Annotated in this window: 13 protein-coding genes and 1 riboswitch; of the genes, 6 read left to right on the top strand and 7 right to left on the bottom strand. The window is 75.5% G+C overall.

The window, feature by feature from the left end:
• Positions 1-40 precede the first annotated feature (40 nt).
• Together def and AC5L34_RS19370 are read right to left on the bottom strand one after the other, a co-directional pair.
• Complete coding sequence (def, locus tag AC5L34_RS19375) at positions 41-550, bottom strand: peptide deformylase (protein WP_089000324.1); 510 nt, start codon at positions 548-550, stop codon at positions 41-43.
• A 10-nt stretch (positions 551-560) separates the two neighbouring features.
• The gene (locus AC5L34_RS19370; RefSeq protein ID WP_494826264.1) at positions 561-1,349 is read right to left on the bottom strand and encodes a TetR/AcrR family transcriptional regulator; all 789 of its coding nucleotides are present in this window, start codon (positions 1,347-1,349) and stop codon (positions 561-563) included.
• Between the two features lie 71 nt (positions 1,350-1,420).
• On the opposite strand from AC5L34_RS19370, the gene AC5L34_RS19365 reads away from it, so the two are divergent.
• From AC5L34_RS19365 to pip, 5 genes are all read left to right on the top strand, one after another.
• Positions 1,421-2,404, top strand: a complete 984-nt coding sequence (locus AC5L34_RS19365; protein ID WP_494826262.1) for an ATP-binding cassette domain-containing protein — start codon at positions 1,421-1,423, stop codon at positions 2,402-2,404.
• Positions 2,401-3,219: an ABC transporter permease gene (locus tag AC5L34_RS19360; protein WP_494826260.1), complete on the top strand. Its 819-nt coding sequence runs from the start codon at positions 2,401-2,403 to the stop codon at positions 3,217-3,219. Before AC5L34_RS19365 ends, AC5L34_RS19360 begins: the two co-directional genes overlap by 4 nt.
• A gap of 92 nt (positions 3,220-3,311) precedes the next feature.
• Complete coding sequence (locus AC5L34_RS19355; protein ID WP_494826258.1) at positions 3,312-6,041, top strand: SCO1167/SCO6262 family helicase; 2,730 nt, start codon at positions 3,312-3,314, stop codon at positions 6,039-6,041.
• Complete coding sequence (locus tag AC5L34_RS19350; RefSeq protein WP_494826256.1) at positions 6,038-6,910, top strand: SWIM zinc finger family protein; 873 nt, start codon at positions 6,038-6,040, stop codon at positions 6,908-6,910. The genes AC5L34_RS19355 and AC5L34_RS19350 overlap by 4 nt, the downstream gene beginning before the upstream one ends.
• 46 nt (positions 6,911-6,956) lie before the next feature.
• Positions 6,957-7,916: a prolyl aminopeptidase gene (gene pip, locus AC5L34_RS19345; RefSeq protein WP_494826254.1), complete on the top strand. Its 960-nt coding sequence runs from the start codon at positions 6,957-6,959 to the stop codon at positions 7,914-7,916.
• Between the two features lie 13 nt (positions 7,917-7,929).
• Here the strand turns inward: pip and AC5L34_RS19340 are convergent, their stop codons facing one another.
• The 3 genes from AC5L34_RS19340 to AC5L34_RS19330 all read right to left on the bottom strand — a co-directional run bounded on the left by AC5L34_RS19340 (position 7,930) and on the right by AC5L34_RS19330 (position 11,818).
• Entirely contained in the window at positions 7,930-8,583 is a 654-nt protein-coding gene (locus AC5L34_RS19340; protein WP_441177954.1) for a dihydrofolate reductase family protein, read from the bottom strand.
• A gap of 154 nt (positions 8,584-8,737) precedes the next feature.
• Positions 8,738-10,411, bottom strand: a complete 1,674-nt coding sequence (locus tag AC5L34_RS19335) for an L-lactate permease (RefSeq protein WP_494826252.1) — start codon at positions 10,409-10,411, stop codon at positions 8,738-8,740.
• 189 nt (positions 10,412-10,600) lie between these two features.
• A complete protein-coding gene (locus AC5L34_RS19330; RefSeq protein ID WP_494826250.1) occupies positions 10,601-11,818 on the bottom strand; it encodes a chorismate-binding protein in 1,218 nt (405 codons plus the stop codon).
• 123 nt (positions 11,819-11,941) lie between these two features.
• On the opposite strand from AC5L34_RS19330, the gene AC5L34_RS19325 reads away from it, so the two are divergent.
• Positions 11,942-12,142 carry a DUF5999 family protein gene (locus AC5L34_RS19325; RefSeq protein WP_089000314.1) on the top strand — a complete coding sequence of 67 codons (201 nt, stop codon included), beginning with the start codon at positions 11,942-11,944 and terminating at the stop codon, positions 12,140-12,142.
• 127 nt (positions 12,143-12,269) lie between these two features.
• Here the strand turns inward: AC5L34_RS19325 and gcvP are convergent, their stop codons facing one another.
• Both gcvP and AC5L34_RS19315 read right to left on the bottom strand, forming a co-directional pair.
• Positions 12,270-15,125, bottom strand: a complete 2,856-nt coding sequence (gcvP, locus tag AC5L34_RS19320; RefSeq protein WP_494826249.1) for an aminomethyl-transferring glycine dehydrogenase — start codon at positions 15,123-15,125, stop codon at positions 12,270-12,272.
• A gap of 72 nt (positions 15,126-15,197) precedes the next feature.
• Positions 15,198-15,296: riboswitch (glycine riboswitch) on the bottom strand.
• 67 nt (positions 15,297-15,363) lie between these two features.
• On the bottom strand, positions 15,364-16,206 hold the full coding sequence (locus tag AC5L34_RS19315; protein ID WP_441177950.1) for an NAD-dependent protein deacetylase: 843 nt from the start codon (positions 16,204-16,206) through the stop codon (positions 15,364-15,366).
• Between the last annotated feature and the right edge of the window lie 89 nt (positions 16,207-16,295).

The following is a 16,295-nucleotide window of genomic DNA, read 5'->3' as shown; positions in this document are numbered from 1 at the left end:
GCGGGCACGGGGGCGTGACCGCCGGCCGGGTGGGCGTGGCTCAGCCGTGGCGGCTGGGTGAGTCGAAGCGCCCGGCGCGGATCTCCCGCAGCGCCTTGCGGCGGGTGTCGCCGCGCAGCGTGTCGACGTAGAGGCGCCCGGCGAGGTGGTCGGTCTCGTGTTGCAGGGCCCGGGCGAGGAAGCCGCTGCCCGAGATGGTCAGCGGCTCGCCGTGCTGGTCGAAGCCGTGGGCGGTGGCGTGCAGGGCGCGCGGGGTCGGGAAGTAGAGCCCGGGGATCGACAGGCAGCCCTCGTCGTCGTCCTGGAGTTCCTCCGACAGCTCCAGCGTCGGGTTGACCAGGTGGCCGCGTTCGCCGTCGGCGTCGTAGACGAACACCTGGGCGTTGACGCCGATCTGGGGGGCGGCGACGCCGGCGCGCCCGGGTGCGCCGAGCAGGGTGTCCATCAGGTCCGTGACCAGGGCGCGCAGCTCGGTGTCGAAGCTGGTGACGGGCTCGCTGGGGGTGCGCAGCACGGGGTCACCGATGATCCTGATGGGACGCATGGTCATGCCGGCAAGGTTATCGGTCGTCGGTCGCGGCGGTGGCGTCCGGGCGGGCGGCGACGAGCACCTCGATGCCGTCGAGGATGCGGGCCAAACCGAACTCGAACGCGCCGTGGGGGTCGGCGGCGGCCTGGTACTCCTGGCCGGCGGCGGTGCCGACGCGCGCGGCCAGGGGGTAGCGGCGCGGGTCGAGGGCCTTCTCCAGGTAGGGGGCGTGGGCCTGCCACCACTGCTGCTCGGTCATGCCGGTGTGCGCGGCGGCCTGGGCGGCCTCCACGGCGCTGCGTACGGTGCCGTGGACGTAGCCGGAGACGAGGGTGACGACGGCGTCCATCTCCAGGTCGGTCAGGCCGATGCCGTCGACGGCGCACAGTTCGTACTCGTAGCGGGCGATGACGTTGGGGCCCAGCGGGGGGCGGGTGGTGGCGACCTGCAGCAGCCAGGGGTGGCGCAGGTAGAGCGCCCAGGCCTCGCGGGCGATGTGGGTGAGTCGGCCGCGCCAGCCGCCGGGCACGTCGTCGGGGCGGGCGGTCTCGCCGTAGACGGTGTCGAGCATGACGTCGAGCAGTTCGCCCTTGCCGGGCACGTAGGTGTAGAGGGACATGGTGCCCACGCCGAGTCGTTCGGCGACGCGGCGCATGGACAGGGCGGCGAGGCCCTCGGCGTCGGCCACCTCGATGGCGGCGCGCACGATGCGGTCCACGGACAGGTCGGGTCGGCCCTTGCGGCTGGTGCGTTCGCGGGTGCGCCAGAGCAGGGCGAGGCTGCGTGCCGGGTCGCCGGTGCCGCTGTACTCGGTCGTCATCCCGGCACCTTAGCGTGCGCCGTACCGTATGGTGTACGGTACGGCGTACGGGACGAGCGGACGGGGGCGCGATGCACGACGACGGACCGGCGATCGAGGCCGAGGGACTACGCAAGCGCTACGGCGACACACAGGCCCTCGCCGGGCTGGACCTCACCGTGCCCGCCGGCACCGTCTGCGGGCTGCTCGGCCCGAACGGGGCGGGCAAGACCACAGCCGTACGGGTGCTGAGCACCCTGCTGCGGCCCGACGCCGGCGCGGCGCGGGTGGCCGGCGCCGACGTGCTGCGCCACCCCGAGCGGGTGCGCGCCCGCATCGGTCTGGTCGGCCAGCACGCCGCGCTCGACGAGGTGCTCACCGGCCGGCAGAACCTGGTGCTGTTCGGCCGGCTGCACCACCTCGGCGGCGCGCGGGCCCGCGCCCGGGCCGCCGACCTGCTGGCCCGCTTCGACCTGACCGACGCCGCCGACCGGCCCGTCGGCACCTACTCCGGCGGGATGCGCCGCCGCCTCGACCTCGCGGCGAGCCTGATCCTCGACCCGCCGGTGCTCTTCCTCGACGAGCCCACCACCGGCCTCGACCCGCGCGCCCGCGCCCAGGTGTGGGACGCCGTACGCGGGCTCGTCGCCGACGGCACCACCGTGCTGCTGACCACGCAGTACCTGGAGGAGGCCGACCAGCTCGCCCACACCGTCCGGGTCGTCGACGGCGGCCGGGTCGTCGCCGACGGCACCCCGGAGCAGCTGAAGACCGCGCTCGGCGGCGACCGCGTCGACGTCGTGCTGACCCGCGCCGACGACCTGGACCGGGCCGTACGCGTCGTCGGCGCCGCCGTCGCGGCGACCCCCGTCGTCGACGCGGTGGGCCTGCGCCTCAGCGTCGCCGTCACCGGGCGGGTGGCCGCGCTGGGCGCCGTGCTGCGGGCCCTGCACGACGCCGGCCTGGCCGCCGCCGACGTCGCGGTGCGCCGTCCCACCCTCGACGAGGTGTTCCTGCGGCTCACCGGCGGCGACTCCCCCACCGCCCGCCCCGACGGGGAGAAGGTGAGCGCATGAGCACGACGAGCGTGCGGCCCGTACCGTGGCGCCTGCGCTGGGCCGTCGCCGACGGCGTCACCCTCACCGGCCGGGCGGTGGCGCACTGGCGGCGCCAACCCGGACAGTTCGTGGTCGGGCTGCTCTTCCCGGTGCTGATGGTGCTGATGTTCGGCTACCTGTTCGGTGGCGCGATGAGCGTGCCCGGCAGCGGCGACTACCGCGAGTTCCTGCTGCCCGGCATGTTCGCCATGACGATGCTCTTCGGCATCGAGTCGACGTACGCGGCCGTGGCCACCGACGCCGCGCGCGGCGTCACCGACCGGTTCCGGTCGCTGCCGATGACATCCTCGGCGGTGCTCACCGGCCGGGCCGCCGCGGACCTGCTGCACAGCGCCGCCGGTCTGGCCGTCATGCTCGCCTGCGGCGTCGCCGTCGGCTGGCAGTGGCGCTCCGGCGCCCCGGCCGCGCTGGCCGCGCTCGGGCTGCTCCTGCTGCTGCGCTTCGCCCTGATCTGGGTCGGCATCCATCTGGCGCTGGTGCTGCGCAGACCCGAGTCGGTGGTGATGCTGCAGATCCTCGTCTGGCCGCTCGGGTTCACCTCCAACGCGTTCGTCTCCCCCGGCACCATGCCCGGCTGGCTCGCCGCCGTCGCCGCGTGGAACCCGCTGTCGGCGACCGTCGCGGCCTGCCGGCACCTTTTCGGAAACCCCGGCGCGGGCGGCGACACGTTCCCCGCGCAGCACGCCGTCGCGCTCGCCGTGGCGTGGCCGCTGCTGCTGATCGCCGTGTTCGGACCCCTCGCGGTACGCCGCTACCGCAGGCTCGGCCGGTGACCGACGCGATCCGCCGCACACCCGCCGCGCGGCCGGCGTCCCCGTCGCACCCGCGCGGGCAGCGCGACCACCGACCCGAAACGAGGACGCCCGTGCCGATCGGCTGCCACGCCGTCACGTTCAGCCCCGCCGACCCGCCCCGCGCCGGGACGCTGCTCGTCTGGTCACCGGACGCCGACGCCCCACCCGACGGGCCCGGCGAGGCGGTGACGACGACCCTGGCGACGCCGTCGCACGGGCACCCGAGGACCGTGCCCGTGCGACGGCTGGGGGTGGCCGCCGGCGTACCGCTGCTGCTGGCCGAGGCGGCCACCGACCCGGCGGCGGCGTTCTGGGCCGCGGCGGCGCGCGAGGCCCTGCACCTGGCCGCCCGCGGCCTGCTGCTGCCCGCCGTCACCGCCGCCGGGCACGACACCTGGCGGGTCGGGCCGCTCACCGCCGACGACGAGGCCCGGCAGGCACGCCTCGCCGCCGCGATGCCCGCCACGGCCCGCGCCACCCCCGTGCCCGGGCGCGACCCGACGTGGCTGCCCGATCCGGCGCGGCTGCTGCGCGACTTCCTCGACGCCGTCGCCGACATCCTGCCCCGCGACGACGCGGCCACCGGGGCGTGGTCGGCGCCCGCCCCCACCCCCGTCGGGCGGCTGCGCGACTGGGCCGGCCGCGTCGCCGCCGACGCCGACGCGGCGGTACGGCTGTCGCTGCGCCTCGAACACCGCGACAGCCCCGACGCGCCGTGGCGGCTGGTGGCGCAGGTGCACCGCCGTACCGCGCCGGGACTGCTCACCGACGCCGCCGCGCTGTGGCGCGCCGGCGTACCCGGGTTCCCGCCCGCCTGCCGCGACGCCGCCCTGCTGGCCCTGCGCCACGCCGCGCGGATGTGGCCGCCCCTGGCGCAGCTGCTGGACACCGCCGTGCCCGACGCGCTCACGCCCAGCGACGCGCAGGTCGTCGACCTGGCGACCGGCGCGGCGGCCCGGCTCGCCGCCGACGGCGTCGACGTGCACTGGCCGGCCGGACTCGACCGTGGCCTCACCGCCTCGGCGGTGCTGCGCGCCCCGACCCGCGGCCCCGGCCTGCTCACCGCACCCGGCGACGTGGCGCTGCACTGGCGGCTGCACCTCGACGGCAGCGCGCTCACCGGCGCCGAGCTGGCCCGGCTCGCCGAGGCGCACCGGCCCGTCGTGCGGCTGCGCGAGCGGTGGGTGCTGGTGCCTCCCGAGCTGGCCCGCCGCGCCCGGCAGCCGCACGCCGGGTCGCTGGCCGTGATGCCCGCCCTGCGCGCCGCGCTGACCGGCGCCACGCACGTCGACGGCGAACGCGTCGACGTGCACGCCGAGGGCTGGGTGGCCGAGGCCGCCCGCCGGCTCACCGACGGCGACGCCGCGCCCCCGGTGGCCGTACCGGCCGGGCTGGCCGCGACGCTGCGCGACTACCAGCGCCACGGGCTGCGCTGGCTGGCCGGACTGACCGCCCTCGGTCTCGGCGGCTGCCTCGCCGACGACATGGGGCTGGGCAAGACCGTCACGCTGATCGCCCTGCACCTGCACCGCCAGGGCGACCCCGCCACCGCCGGTCCGACGCTCGTGCTGTGCCCGGCGTCGCTGCTGGGCAACTGGGAACGCGAGATCCGTCGCTTCGCCCCCGGCACCGCCGTACGCCGCTTCCACGGACCCCACCGCAGCCTCGACGGCCTCGACGGCGGGTTCGTGCTCACCACCTGGGCGACGCTGCGCCGCGACGCCGACCGGCTCGCCGCCCGACGGTGGCCGCTGCTCGTCGCCGACGAGGCCCAGCACGTCAAGAACCCGTACGCGGAGACCGCGAGGGCGCTGCGCGCGATCCCCTCCGCCGCCCGGGTCGCGTTGACCGGCACCCCCGTGGAGAACGACCTCACCGACCTGTGGGCGATCCTGGACTGGACCACGCCCGGGCTGCTCGGCACCCTCAGCGAGTTCCGCGCCCGCTGGGTCGGGCCGGTGCAGGTCGACCGCGACCCCGAGGCGGGCCGGGAGCTGGCCCGACTTCTCGGGCCGTTCCTGCTGCGCCGCCGCAAGAGCGACCCCGGTATCGCCCCCGAACTGCCCGCCAAGACCGAGACCGACCAGCCGGTCGCCCTCACCGCCGAGCAGGCCGCCCTCTACCAGGCCTGCGTCGCCGAACTGCTCGACGCGATCGCCGACGCCGACGGCATCGCCCGGCACGCGCTGGTGGTCAAGCTGCTCACCGCGCTCAAGCAGATCTGCAACCACCCCGCCCAGTACCTGCGCGAGAGCGCGCCGCGGCTGGCCGGGCGCTCCGGCAAGCTGGACCTGCTCGACGAGTTGCTCGGGGCGATCCTGCCCGCCGGTGGCGCGGTGCTGGTCTTCACCCAGTACGTGGCGATGGCCCGGCTGCTGCACCGGCACCTGAGCGACCGGGGCGTCGGGGCGCTGCTGCTGCACGGCGGGCTGCCCGTCGCCGCCCGCGACGAGCTCGTACGCCGCTTCGACGCCGGAGAGGCCCCGGTGTTCCTGCTGTCGCTGCGCGCCGCCGGCACCGGCCTGAACCTCACCCGCGCCGACCACGTCGTGCACTACGACCGGTGGTGGAACCCGGCCGTGGAGGACCAGGCCACCGACCGGGCGTACCGGATCGGACAGACCCGGCCGGTGCAGGTGCACCGGCTCGTCGCCGAGGGCACCGTCGAGGACCGCGTCGCCGCCCTGCTGGCCGGCAAGCGGGAACTCGCCGAGGCGGTCCTCGACGCCGGGCCGGCGGCGCTGGCCGCGCTCAGCGACACCGAACTGGCCGATCTGGTGACCCTCGGCGGTGACCGGTGACCCCCCGCGGCTTTCCCGCCTTCGCGCCCGGGCGGGCCCGCCGGCCCCGTACCTGGTGGGCGACGGCGTGGAACCGGGCGTGGGAGGCCGACGCCCTGGACGCCGGGCCGCTGCGGGCCGGGCGCCGGCTGGCCGCCGCCGGGCACGTCGGACCGATCACCGTCAGCCCCGGCCGGCTCACCGCGGCCGTGCACGACGGCGACGCCGAGCAGGCGTACGACACCCGCATACGCGTCGCGTCACTCGGGGACGACGACTGGGCGCGGCTGGCCGGCGAGGTGGCCGCCCGCGCCGGACACCAGGCGGCGCTGCTGGCCGGGCAGCTGCCCCGGGACCTGGCCGAGGCGAGCGGGGTGCCGCTGTTGCCCGGGCTGGGCGAGCTCGCCCCGGAGTGCGACTGCCCCGAGTGGGACCACCCGTGCCGGCACGCCGCCGCCCTGTGCCACCAGGTGTCCTGGCTGCTGGACACCGACCCGACCCTGCTGCTGCTGATCCGCGGCCGCGGGGCCCGCACGCTCGTGCCCGCCGGCACCGCCGCACCCGGAGCCGACGCGCCGGCTCCGGCGGTCGCCGCCACCGGGGACGGGTCGGCGTCGTCGAGGCGGAGCACCGAGGTGGGCACGGCCGCCGCCGAGGCGTACGCCCGGGCGGCGCCGCCGCTGCCGCTGCCGCTGCCGCTGCCGCTGCCGCCGGGGCCGGGGCCGGTGGCGGACGGTCCCACGCTGCCGCTGCTGCCGCCGGGCCCGGACGTCGACGTCGACGTGCTGCGCTCGGCCGTGGCGGTGGCGGCCGGCCGGGCGGCGGCCCTGCTGCACACGCACCGGGGCGCGGACGACGCCCCCGTGCCGACAGACCGCGACCCCGGCTAATGTAACAGCGCTGTCAGATATGGTCGGTGACGAAAGAGGCGGGGCGATGAGCGGGCGCTACCCACGGATCGAGCCGTACGCGCACGGGATGCTCGACGTCGGCGACGGGCAGCTCGTCTACTGGGAGACCTGCGGCAACCCCGACGGCAAGCCCGCCGTGGTGCTGCACGGCGGGCCCGGTTCCGGCTGCGCGCCCGGCTGGCGGGACCTGTTCGACCCGGCCCGCTACCGGGCGGTCCTGTTCGACCAGCGCGGCTGCGAGCGCAGCACCCCGCACGCCGCCGATCACGGCGTGGACCTGTCCACCAACACCACCGACCACCTGATCGCCGACATCGAACGCCTGCGCGCGCACCTCGGCGTGCAGCGCTGGCTGGTGCTCGGCGCGTCCTGGGGCGCCGCCCTGGCCCTGGCGTACGCGCAGCGGCACCCGCAGCGCGTCAGCGAGCTGGTGCTGTTCAGCGTGACCGCCGGCACCCGACGGGAGATCGAGTGGATCACCCGGGACATGGGGCGGGTGTTCCCGGCCGAGTGGGCGCGTTTCCGCGACGGGGTGCCGCCGGCCGAGCGCGACGGCGACCTGGCCGACGCGTACGCCCGGCTGTTGGCCGACCCGGACCCGGCGGTGCGCGAGCGGGCGGCGCGGCAGTGGTGCGCGTGGGAGGACACCCACGTCGCCACCGTGCCGGGGCACCGGCCCGACCCCCGCTACGACGACCCGGTGTTCCGGATGGTCTCCGCCCGCCTGGTCACCCACTACTGGCGGCACGGGTGTTTCCTGCCGGAGGGCCAGCTGCTGCGCGAGGCGGGCCGACTAGCCGGCATCCCCGGGGTGCTGCTGCACGGCAGACTCGACATCAGCAGCCCGCCGGAGATCGCGTGGCAGCTGGCGCAGGCATGGCCCGACGCCCGACTGGAGCTGCTGGACGCCGCCGGGCACGGCTCCGGCAACGGCATGGCGCAGCGGGTCGTGGCGGCGCTGGACGACTTCGCCGACCGCCGCTGACGCGTCGACGCCGTTACGCCACGGCCTCCCGGCCGTCGCGCACGACAAACTCGCCGGCGGCGGTGGGACCGAACCCGGTGCGGCGCAGGGTGAGCGCGACGGCCCCCGCGCCGCCGTCGGCCACCGTCGAGTCGGTGATCCGGTACGAGGCCGGGGCCGCGCCGTCGGCGAACAGGCGCTTGCCGGCGCCGACGACGACGGGGAACTGCAACAGCCGGTACGTGTCGACGAGCCCCGCGTCGTGCAGGGCACGCGCGAGCTGCCAGCTGCCGTGCACCTGGAGCTCGCCGCCCGGCTGCTGACTGAGCCGCCGCACCTGCGCGACGACGTCGCCGCGCAGGACGGTGGTGTCGCCCCAGGCCGCGTCGGCCTCGGAGAGGGTGTTGCTGACGACGTACTTCGGCCAGGTGTTCAGCGCGGTGGCGACGAGGTTGTCGGGGTCGGTGACCTGCGGCCAGTAGCCGCGCATCATCTCGAAGGTGCGGCGTCCCAGCAGGAAGGCGTCGGCCTGCCGGAACCACCCGTCGACGGCGTCGAGCTGACCGTCGCCGCTGTGCGGCACGAGCCAGCCGCCGCGCGTGAAGCCGTTGCTGGTGTCTTCCTCGGCCCCGCCCGGCCCCTGCATGACGCCGTCGAGGCTGACGAAGGCGTGGACGCTGATCTGCATGACTGTCCTCCCTGAAGGGCCCGCGACGCGGCGGGGCGGGTGCGGTGTGCCCGGGCGGGCACCGCGTCCCGAAAGCCTCCTACCGACAGCAACTCTTGTCAAGACAAAATAAGTTGTCGGCAGGAGGCGGGCCGTTCTCCGTGCGGGAACCGCGCTACGGCACCATCCAGGCCAGCAGGGGCGTGGCCTGCAACCCGACCAGCAGGCACATCAGGGCGAGCAGCAGCACGCTCGGGCCGACCATCCGCCGGAACAGGTCGCCCTCGCGGCCGGTGAGCCCGACCGCGGCGGCGGCGATCGTCAGGTTCTGCAAACTGATCATCTTGCCGAGCGTGCCGCCCGAGGCGTTGGCCGCGGCCAACAGGACCGGATCGAGGCCGGCGCGCTGCGCCGCGGCCACCTGCAACGCGCCGAACAGCGAGTTGGACGACGTGTCCGAACCGGTCAGGGCGACGCCGAGCCACCCGAGGACCGGCGCCAGCACCGCGAAGAACCCACCCGCGCCGGCCATCCAGACGCCCAGCGTGGCGACCTGCCCGGCGGCGTTCATGGTGAACGACAGCGCCAGCAGCCCGACCACCGTCGCCACCGCCCACCGCAGCTCGACCAGGGTGCGCCCGTAGAGCCCGACGGCCTCGCGCGGCGACACCCGCAGCAGCACCACCGTGATCAGGCCCGCCACCAGCAGCAACGACCCGGGCGCCGCCAACCAGGCGAAGCGGAACGTCGTCACCGGTGACGGGTCGCCGGCGGCCGTGACGACGTGCAGCCCCGGCCAGGACAACGCCAGCGTGCCGGCGTCGAGCAGCCGCTTGAGCGCCGGCACCTGGGAGACGGCGAAGACCGCCACGATCGTCACGTACGGCGCGTACGCCCGCCACCGCGCCCCGGGCGCGCCCTCGGCGGGCGCCGTGCCGGCGTCGCCGGGCGCGGTCGACGACTGCGGGGCGGGGCGCGGCGACGCCGGGGCGTCGTGGGGCGGGCCGCCGGCGCCGACCGGCACGGCGACCGGTCGCCGCACCACGCGCCGGCGGGCGACGAGCAGCAGCACGCCCATCCCCGCGAAGGCGGCGGTGATGTCGGCCAGCGCGGCCGTCAGCCAGTTCGCGGTGACGAACTGCGCCACCGCGAAGGCGCCGCCGCACGCCAGCGCCGGGCGCCACAGCTCGCGTACGCCCCGGCGGCCGTCGGCGACGACCAGCAGCACCAGCGGGACGACGACCGCGATCACCGGCACCTGCCGGCCGGCCATCATGCCCAGTTCCGTCGCCGGCAGCCCCGTCACGCCGGCCAGCGTGGTGATCGGCAGGCCGAGCGGGCCGAAGGCCGCCGGCACCGTGTTGCCGACCAGCGCCACGGCGGCGGCGCGCAGCGGGCTGAAGCCCAGGGCCAGCAGCATGACCGTGGTGACGGCCACCGGCGTGCCCTGGCCGGCCAGGGCCTCCAGCAGCGACCCGAAGCAGAACGCGATCACCAGGGCCTGCACGCGGCGGTCGTCGCTGAGGCGGGCGAACTCCCGCCGCAGCGTGTCGAAGTGCCCCGTGTGCACGGTCAGCCGGTGGATCCAGATCGCCGTGCCGAACGTCCAGACGAGCGGGAAGAGGGCGAAGGTGGCGCCCTGGGCGGCGGCCAGCAGCGTCTGCGGCAGCGGCATCCGCCACAGCCACCAGGCCAGCAGCACCGCCACGGACAGCGCACCGAACGCCGCCACCCAGGCCCGCGTACGCACCACCGCGAGCAGCACGAACAGGGTGAGCAGGGGCAGCGCGGCGCAGGCGGCGCTCAACGTGAGCGACCCGCCGACGGGTTGCAGGGGTTGCTGGAACATACCGACCGCCTCGGCTGCGGACGCCCTCGATCCGGTTACCGCTCATCTGACCGGACGAAGGCGCCGCGGCGCCTCTTCCAACGTGCCCAGCACCGGCGGGCCGCGCCACACGGCGGCGCGCGCTCGGGGCCGCGCCACGGCGGTACGCGCTCACGCCCAGGACCGCGCTGCCCCCGGTGCGTGCCGCGCTCAGCCGCCGGCGAGGGCGGCGCGCACCGGGGCGGCCTTCGCGGCGGCCTCGGCGACCTCGGCGTCGGGATCGCTGCCCCACGTGATGCCCCCGCCCGCCCAGACGTGCACCCGCTCGCCGTCGACGGCGGCGGTGCGGATCGTCAGGCCCAGGTCGATGCGGCCCGGGGCGACCCAGCCGAGCGCGCCCATGCTGGCGCCCCGACCCACCGGCTCCAGCGCGGCGACGTGCTCCAGGGCGGCGAGTTTCGGGGCGCCGGTGACCGAGCCGCCGGGGCAGAGCGCGCGCAGCAGGTCCGCCAGGCCGAGCCCGTCGGCGACGGCCGCGGACACCGTCGACTCGGCCTGCCACAGGTCGCACCAGCGGCGTACGGCGAACAGTTCGTCGACGCGCACGCTGCCGGTGCGGGCGACGCGGGCCAGGTCGTTGCGCTCCAGGTCGACGATCATCACGTGCTCGGCGCGTTCCTTCGCCGAGGCGAGCAGCGCCGCGCGGCCGACGGCCGTGGCCGGCCGGGTGCCCTTGATCGGCCGGGTGATCAGCCGCCCGTCGGCCAGCTCCACCAGGGTCTCCGGGCTGGCGCAGCCGATCGCCCAACCCGCACCGGTGAGGGTGCCGCCGTAGCGGGCGCCGGGCAGCGCGGCCAACCGACGCAGGGCCGGCAGCGGGTCGCCGCTGTAGCGGGCGGCGGCGTGGCCGACGAGGTTGACCTGGTAGACGTCGCCGCGACCGATCGCGGCGCGCACCGCGGTGACGGCGTCGGCGTGCTGGCGCGGCGTCCAGCTCTGCGCCCAGTCGCCGCGCCACCAGTGCGCGCCGGGTGTCGTGGCGCCCTCCGCGACCGGGCGGCTCGACGCCACCGCGGCCGGGCCGTGGCCGTAGACGACCACGGCGACCTCCGGCAGCGCGGGGGCGGGGTTGGCGGCGCCCGGGGGCGCGCCGATCAGGGCCGCGCCGGCGGCGGCGGAGACGTAGAGGGCGGCGCCGCACACCCCGGCCGGGTCGTGGCGGGGCGCGGGGCGGGCCAGCTCGTGCAGCGGCAGGCCGTACGCGGCGAGGAACTCCTCGACCCGCGCCGCCGGGTCCCCGCCGTCGGCGGGCCGCCACTGCCAGCGGGCCCGCTCGACGAGCGTACGGCGGCAGTCGGCCGGCGCCCCCGGCACGTCGACCCCTAACCCTGGGAGCGTTTCCACGCCGTCCGGCCCATCCACCCTCATCCGTTCAGTGGATTTCAGCGAATCCACGCGCATACCTGCTCGATGCTGACCGCTTTTGCTTGGTACTGTGCGTCACTGGTCATGTGAACCATGACACAGTGCCCCCACAGTCCGGAGATCCCGATGTGCCAGCACCAACCCACCTGCCCCTCCGCCGAAGCGACCGACCGGGAAGCCGCCCGGGTCCTCGCCTGCTTCCCTGAGCAGGGCTGGAGCCTGCTCTGCAACGGTGTCATCGTCTTCGAGGACACCGGCGAACTCCTCCCCGACGGCAGCAGCATCGCCCCCCACCGCGGCCCCGCCCGACACGCCCTCGTCGCCTGACCCTGTCACGCTGCGTCACGCAATACCAACGCGTCGATCCAGGCTGGTCCCCCGGTCGGGACACCCCCCGGCCCAGGTCGGCGCACCCGCCGGGGCGGCACCACGACCGCCCCGGCGTCACGCGACGTCAGCTCTCGTACGCCTCCGGCGCCGGGCACGAGCACACCAGGTTCCGGTCGCCGTACGCGCCGTCGATGCGCCGCACCGGCGGCCAGTACTTCCCGGCGCGCGCCACCCCGCCCGGGTACGCGCCCACCGACCGCGCATACGCGTGCGGCCACTCGTCGGCGGACACCATCGCCGCCGTGTGCGGGGCGTTGGCGAGGGGATTGTCGCCCGCCGGCCACTGCCCCGACCCCACCTTGTCGATCTCCTCCCGGATGGCGATCATCGCATCGCAGAACCGGTCCAGCTCGGCCAGGTCCTCACTCTCGGTCGGCTCCACCATCAGCGTCCCCGCCACCGGGAACGACATCGTCGGCGCGTGGAACCCGTAGTCGATCAGCCGCTTCGCCACGTCGTCCACGCTCACCCCCGTCGCCTTCGTCAACGGCCGCAGGTCCAGAATGCACTCGTGCGCCACCAGGCCCTTGTTGCCCGCGTACAGCACCGGGAAGTGCCCGCGCAGCCGCGCCGCCACGTAGTTCGCCGCCAGCACCGCCACACCCGTGGCCCGCACCAGCCCCGCCGCGCCCATCATCCGCAGGTACGCCCACGGGATCGGCAGGATCCCCGCCGACCCGTGGCGGGCCGCCGAGATCGCCGGCCGGCCGTCGACGTGCGCGCCCAGCGGGTCACCCGGCAGGAACGGCGCCAGGTGCGCCCGCACCGCCACCGGACCCACCCCCGGACCCCCGCCGCCGTGCGGGATGCAGAACGTCTTGTGCAGGTTCAGGTGCGACACGTCCGCCCCGAACTTGCCCGGCTTGGCGAAACCGACCAGCGCGTTGAGGTTCGCCCCGTCGACGTACACCTGCCCGCCGGCGTCGTGGACCTTCGCGCACAGCGACGCGATGCCCGTCTCGTACACCCCGTGCGTCGACGGATACGTCACCATGATCGCCGCGAGGGCGCCCCGATGCTTGTCGATCTTCGCGTCGAGGTCCACCAGGTCGATGTTGCCCCCGTCGTCGCAGCCCACCACGACCACCCGCATGCCGGCCATCACCGCGCTGGCCGCGTTGGTGCCGTGCGCCGACGACGGGATCAGGCACACGTCGCGGTGCCCCTCACCCCGGTCGCGGTGGTAGGCCCGGATCGCCAGCAGACCCGCCAGCTCGCCCTGCGAACCGGCGTTGGGCTGCACACTGACCGCGTCGTAGCCGGTCACCTCCGCCAGCCACCCCTCCAACTGGGAGATCATCTCCCGGTAACCGGAGGTCTGCGCGTCCGGCGCGAACGGGTGGATGTGGGCGAACTCCGGCCAGCTCACCGGCTCCATCTCGGTGGTCGCGTTGAGCTTCATCGTGCACGACCCGAGCGGGATCATCCCCCGGTCCAGGGCGTAGTCGAAGTCCGACAGCCGCCGCAGGTAGCGCAGCATCGCCGTCTCCGAGTGGTGGCTGCGGAACACCGCGTGGGTGAGGAAGTCCGACGTACGGGCCAGCGCCGCCGGCAACACGCCCCCGACCGGCGCGTCCCACGCCGCCGCCACGCCCCCGGCCCGCCCGCCGAGCACGGCCACGAACGCGTCGCACACCGTCCGCAGGTGCGCCAGGGTGGTCGTCTCGTCGCAGGACGCCCCCACGTGGTCGGCGTCGACCAGCCGCAGGTTCACGCCCCGCGCGGCGGCGTCGGCCACGACCGCCCCCGCGCGGCCCGGCACCCGCACCAGGACCGTGTCGAAGAACGCCTCGTGCACCACCTCCACGCCGTCGAGGCCCCGCAGCGCCGCCGCCAACCGCACCGCCCTGTCATGCGTACGGCGGGCGATCTCCCGCAGCCCGTCCGGACCGTGGTAGACGGCGTACATGCCGGCCATCACCGCCAGCAGCACCTGCGCCGTGCAGATGTTGCTGGTCGCCTTCTCCCGGCGGATGTGCTGCTCCCGGGTCTGCAACGCCAGCCGGTACGCCGGGTTGCCGTCCGCGTCACGCGACACCCCGACCAGCCGGCCGGGCAGCATCCGCTCCAACCCCGCCCGCACCGCCAGGTAGCCGGCGTGCGGCCCACCGAAGCCCATCGGCACACCGAAACGCTGCGTCGTGCCGGCGGCGATGTCGGCGCCGATCTCCCCCGGCGGGCGCAGCAGCGTCAGCGCCAGCAGATCCGCCGCCACGGTCACCAGCGCCCCCACGGCGTGCGCCGCCTCGACCAGGCCCGCCTGATCACGCACCGCCCCCGACGCCCCCGGGTACTGAAGGTGCAGACCGAAGAACTCCGCCGGCAACTCGTCACGCCCGGGGTCGACGACCCGCACGTCGATACCGAGCGGCTCGGCCCGGCTCGCGATCACCGCGATGGTCTGCGGCAGGGTGTCGGCGTCGACCACGTACACCGCGCTCTTGCTCTTCGACGCGCGGCGCGCGAGGGTCATCGCCTCGGCCGCGGCGGTGCCCTCGTCGAGCATCGACGCGTTCGCGGTGGCCAACCCGGTCAGGTCCGTGACCATCGTCTGGAAGTTCAGCAACGCCTCCAGCCGCCCCTGGCTGATCTCCGGCTGGTACGGCGTGTACGCCGTGTACCAGGCCGGGTCCTCCAGCACGTTGCGGCGGATCACCGCCGGGGTGTGCGTGCCGTGGTAGCCCAACCCGATCATCGACACCACGACGGTGTTGCGGGCCGCCAGCGCCCGCAACTCGGCCAGGGCGTCGTGCTCGCTGGCCGGCTCCGGCAGGTCCAGGGTGCCGTGCCAGCGGATCACCTCGGGGATCGCCGCGTCCATCAGCTCTTCGACCGAGCCGTAACCGACGGCCTCCAGCATCCGGCGCTCGTCGTGCGGATCGGGACCGATGTGGCGGGCGGCGAACTGCTCTGCGGTCATGGGCGGCACTCCCGGGGCGAGGTCGACAGGTCGGCCTCCCCCTCTGTCGCGCCCACGAGGCGCTCCACAGTGCCTGCCCACGAGGTCCTTTTGCCTGAGAGGTTCCGGGGAGGATTTGCCCCTTCGGCGCCGCCTGAGATGCTGCTGGGCGGTCTCTCCCACGTGGGTACTACCGGCATGGTCAACGCTACCAGCGCCCGCTGATCCACACCCCGACAGGCCGCTGCCGCCCTGCCGGTCAGCCCACCGGCACACCGCCGATCGCCCGGTCGGCCAGCGCCGGCAACAGCCGACCCAACGGCGCGTCGACCGTCAACGCCGCGTACCCGTCACCCCGGGTCGGCCCCTGGTTGACGATCACAACCGGAATGCCCGACTTCGCCGCCGCCACCACGAACCGGCGACCCGACATCACCGTCAACGACGATCCCAGCACCAGCAGCAGCCGCGCCCGTGCCACCAGCTCGAAACAGCGGGCCACCCGCGCCGCGGGCACCGTCTCACCGAAGAACACCACGTCCGGCTTCAACATGCCGCCCCGACAGAACGTGCAGTCGACCGTACGGAACCCGGCCACCTGCTCGTCGGCGAGATCCACGTCACCGTCCGGGTTGACCGCCGCCACCCGCGCGTCGAAGCCCGGGTTCACCTCCCGCAGCCGCCGGTCCAGTTCCTCCCGCGACGTCTGGTTGCCGCAGTCCAGGCACACCACCTCGTCGAGGCGGCCGTGCAGCTCCACCACCCGAGGGCTGCCCGCGGCGGTGTGCAACCCGTCCACGTTCTGGGTGATGATCCCGTCGACCAGCCCGCCGCGTTGCAGCCGCGCCACCGCCCGGTGCCCCTCATTCGGCGTCGCCCGCGCGATCATCCGCCACCCCAGGTGGCTGCGCGCCCAGTAGCGCCGCCGCGCCACGGGGTCACGCGTGAACACCTGGTACGTCATCGGGGTGTGCCGTCGCGCCGCGCCACTGGGCCCCCGGTAGTCCGGGATGCCCGACTCGGTGGACAGCCCCGCCCCGCTCAACACCACGACACCGCCGCCGGCCACCAGCCCGGCCAGCGCGTCGACCGTCTCCGTCACCCGTCCATGCTGCCTCAGGCAGGCGCCCCTCGGCGAACACCGGCGACCGTCCCGCCAGTGCACGCCCCGCGCCGCCACCCCGCCGGCCA

This window comes from Micromonospora sp. ZG13 (genome assembly GCF_059359355.1).
Note: the sequence above shows the minus strand (reverse complement) of the source record. Positions and strands in the feature narration are given on the sequence as shown.

What these genes read in the sequence shown, in the direction of transcription:
- AC5L34_RS19370 (WP_494826264.1), bottom strand. Translation starts at nt 1,349, where the DNA reads ATGACGACCGAGTACAGCGGCACCGGCGACCCGGCACGCAGCCTCGCC.
- AC5L34_RS19365 (WP_494826262.1), top strand. Translation starts at nt 1,421, where the DNA reads ATGCACGACGACGGACCGGCGATCGAGGCCGAGGGACTACGCAAGCGC.
- AC5L34_RS19335 (WP_494826252.1), bottom strand. Translation starts at nt 10,411, where the DNA reads ATGTTCCAGCAACCCCTGCAACCCGTCGGCGGGTCGCTCACGTTGAGC.
- AC5L34_RS19360 (WP_494826260.1), top strand. Translation starts at nt 2,401, where the DNA reads ATGAGCACGACGAGCGTGCGGCCCGTACCGTGGCGCCTGCGCTGGGCC.
- gcvP (WP_494826249.1), bottom strand. Translation starts at nt 15,125, where the DNA reads ATGACCGCAGAGCAGTTCGCCGCCCGCCACATCGGTCCCGATCCGCAC.
- AC5L34_RS19325 (WP_089000314.1), top strand. Translation starts at nt 11,942, where the DNA reads ATGTGCCAGCACCAACCCACCTGCCCCTCCGCCGAAGCGACCGACCGG.
- AC5L34_RS19330 (WP_494826250.1), bottom strand. Translation starts at nt 11,818, where the DNA reads ATGAGGGTGGATGGGCCGGACGGCGTGGAAACGCTCCCAGGGTTAGGG.
- AC5L34_RS19340 (WP_441177954.1), bottom strand. Translation starts at nt 8,583, where the DNA reads ATGCAGATCAGCGTCCACGCCTTCGTCAGCCTCGACGGCGTCATGCAG.
- def (WP_089000324.1), bottom strand. Translation starts at nt 550, where the DNA reads ATGACCATGCGTCCCATCAGGATCATCGGTGACCCCGTGCTGCGCACC.
- pip (WP_494826254.1), top strand. Translation starts at nt 6,957, where the DNA reads ATGAGCGGGCGCTACCCACGGATCGAGCCGTACGCGCACGGGATGCTC.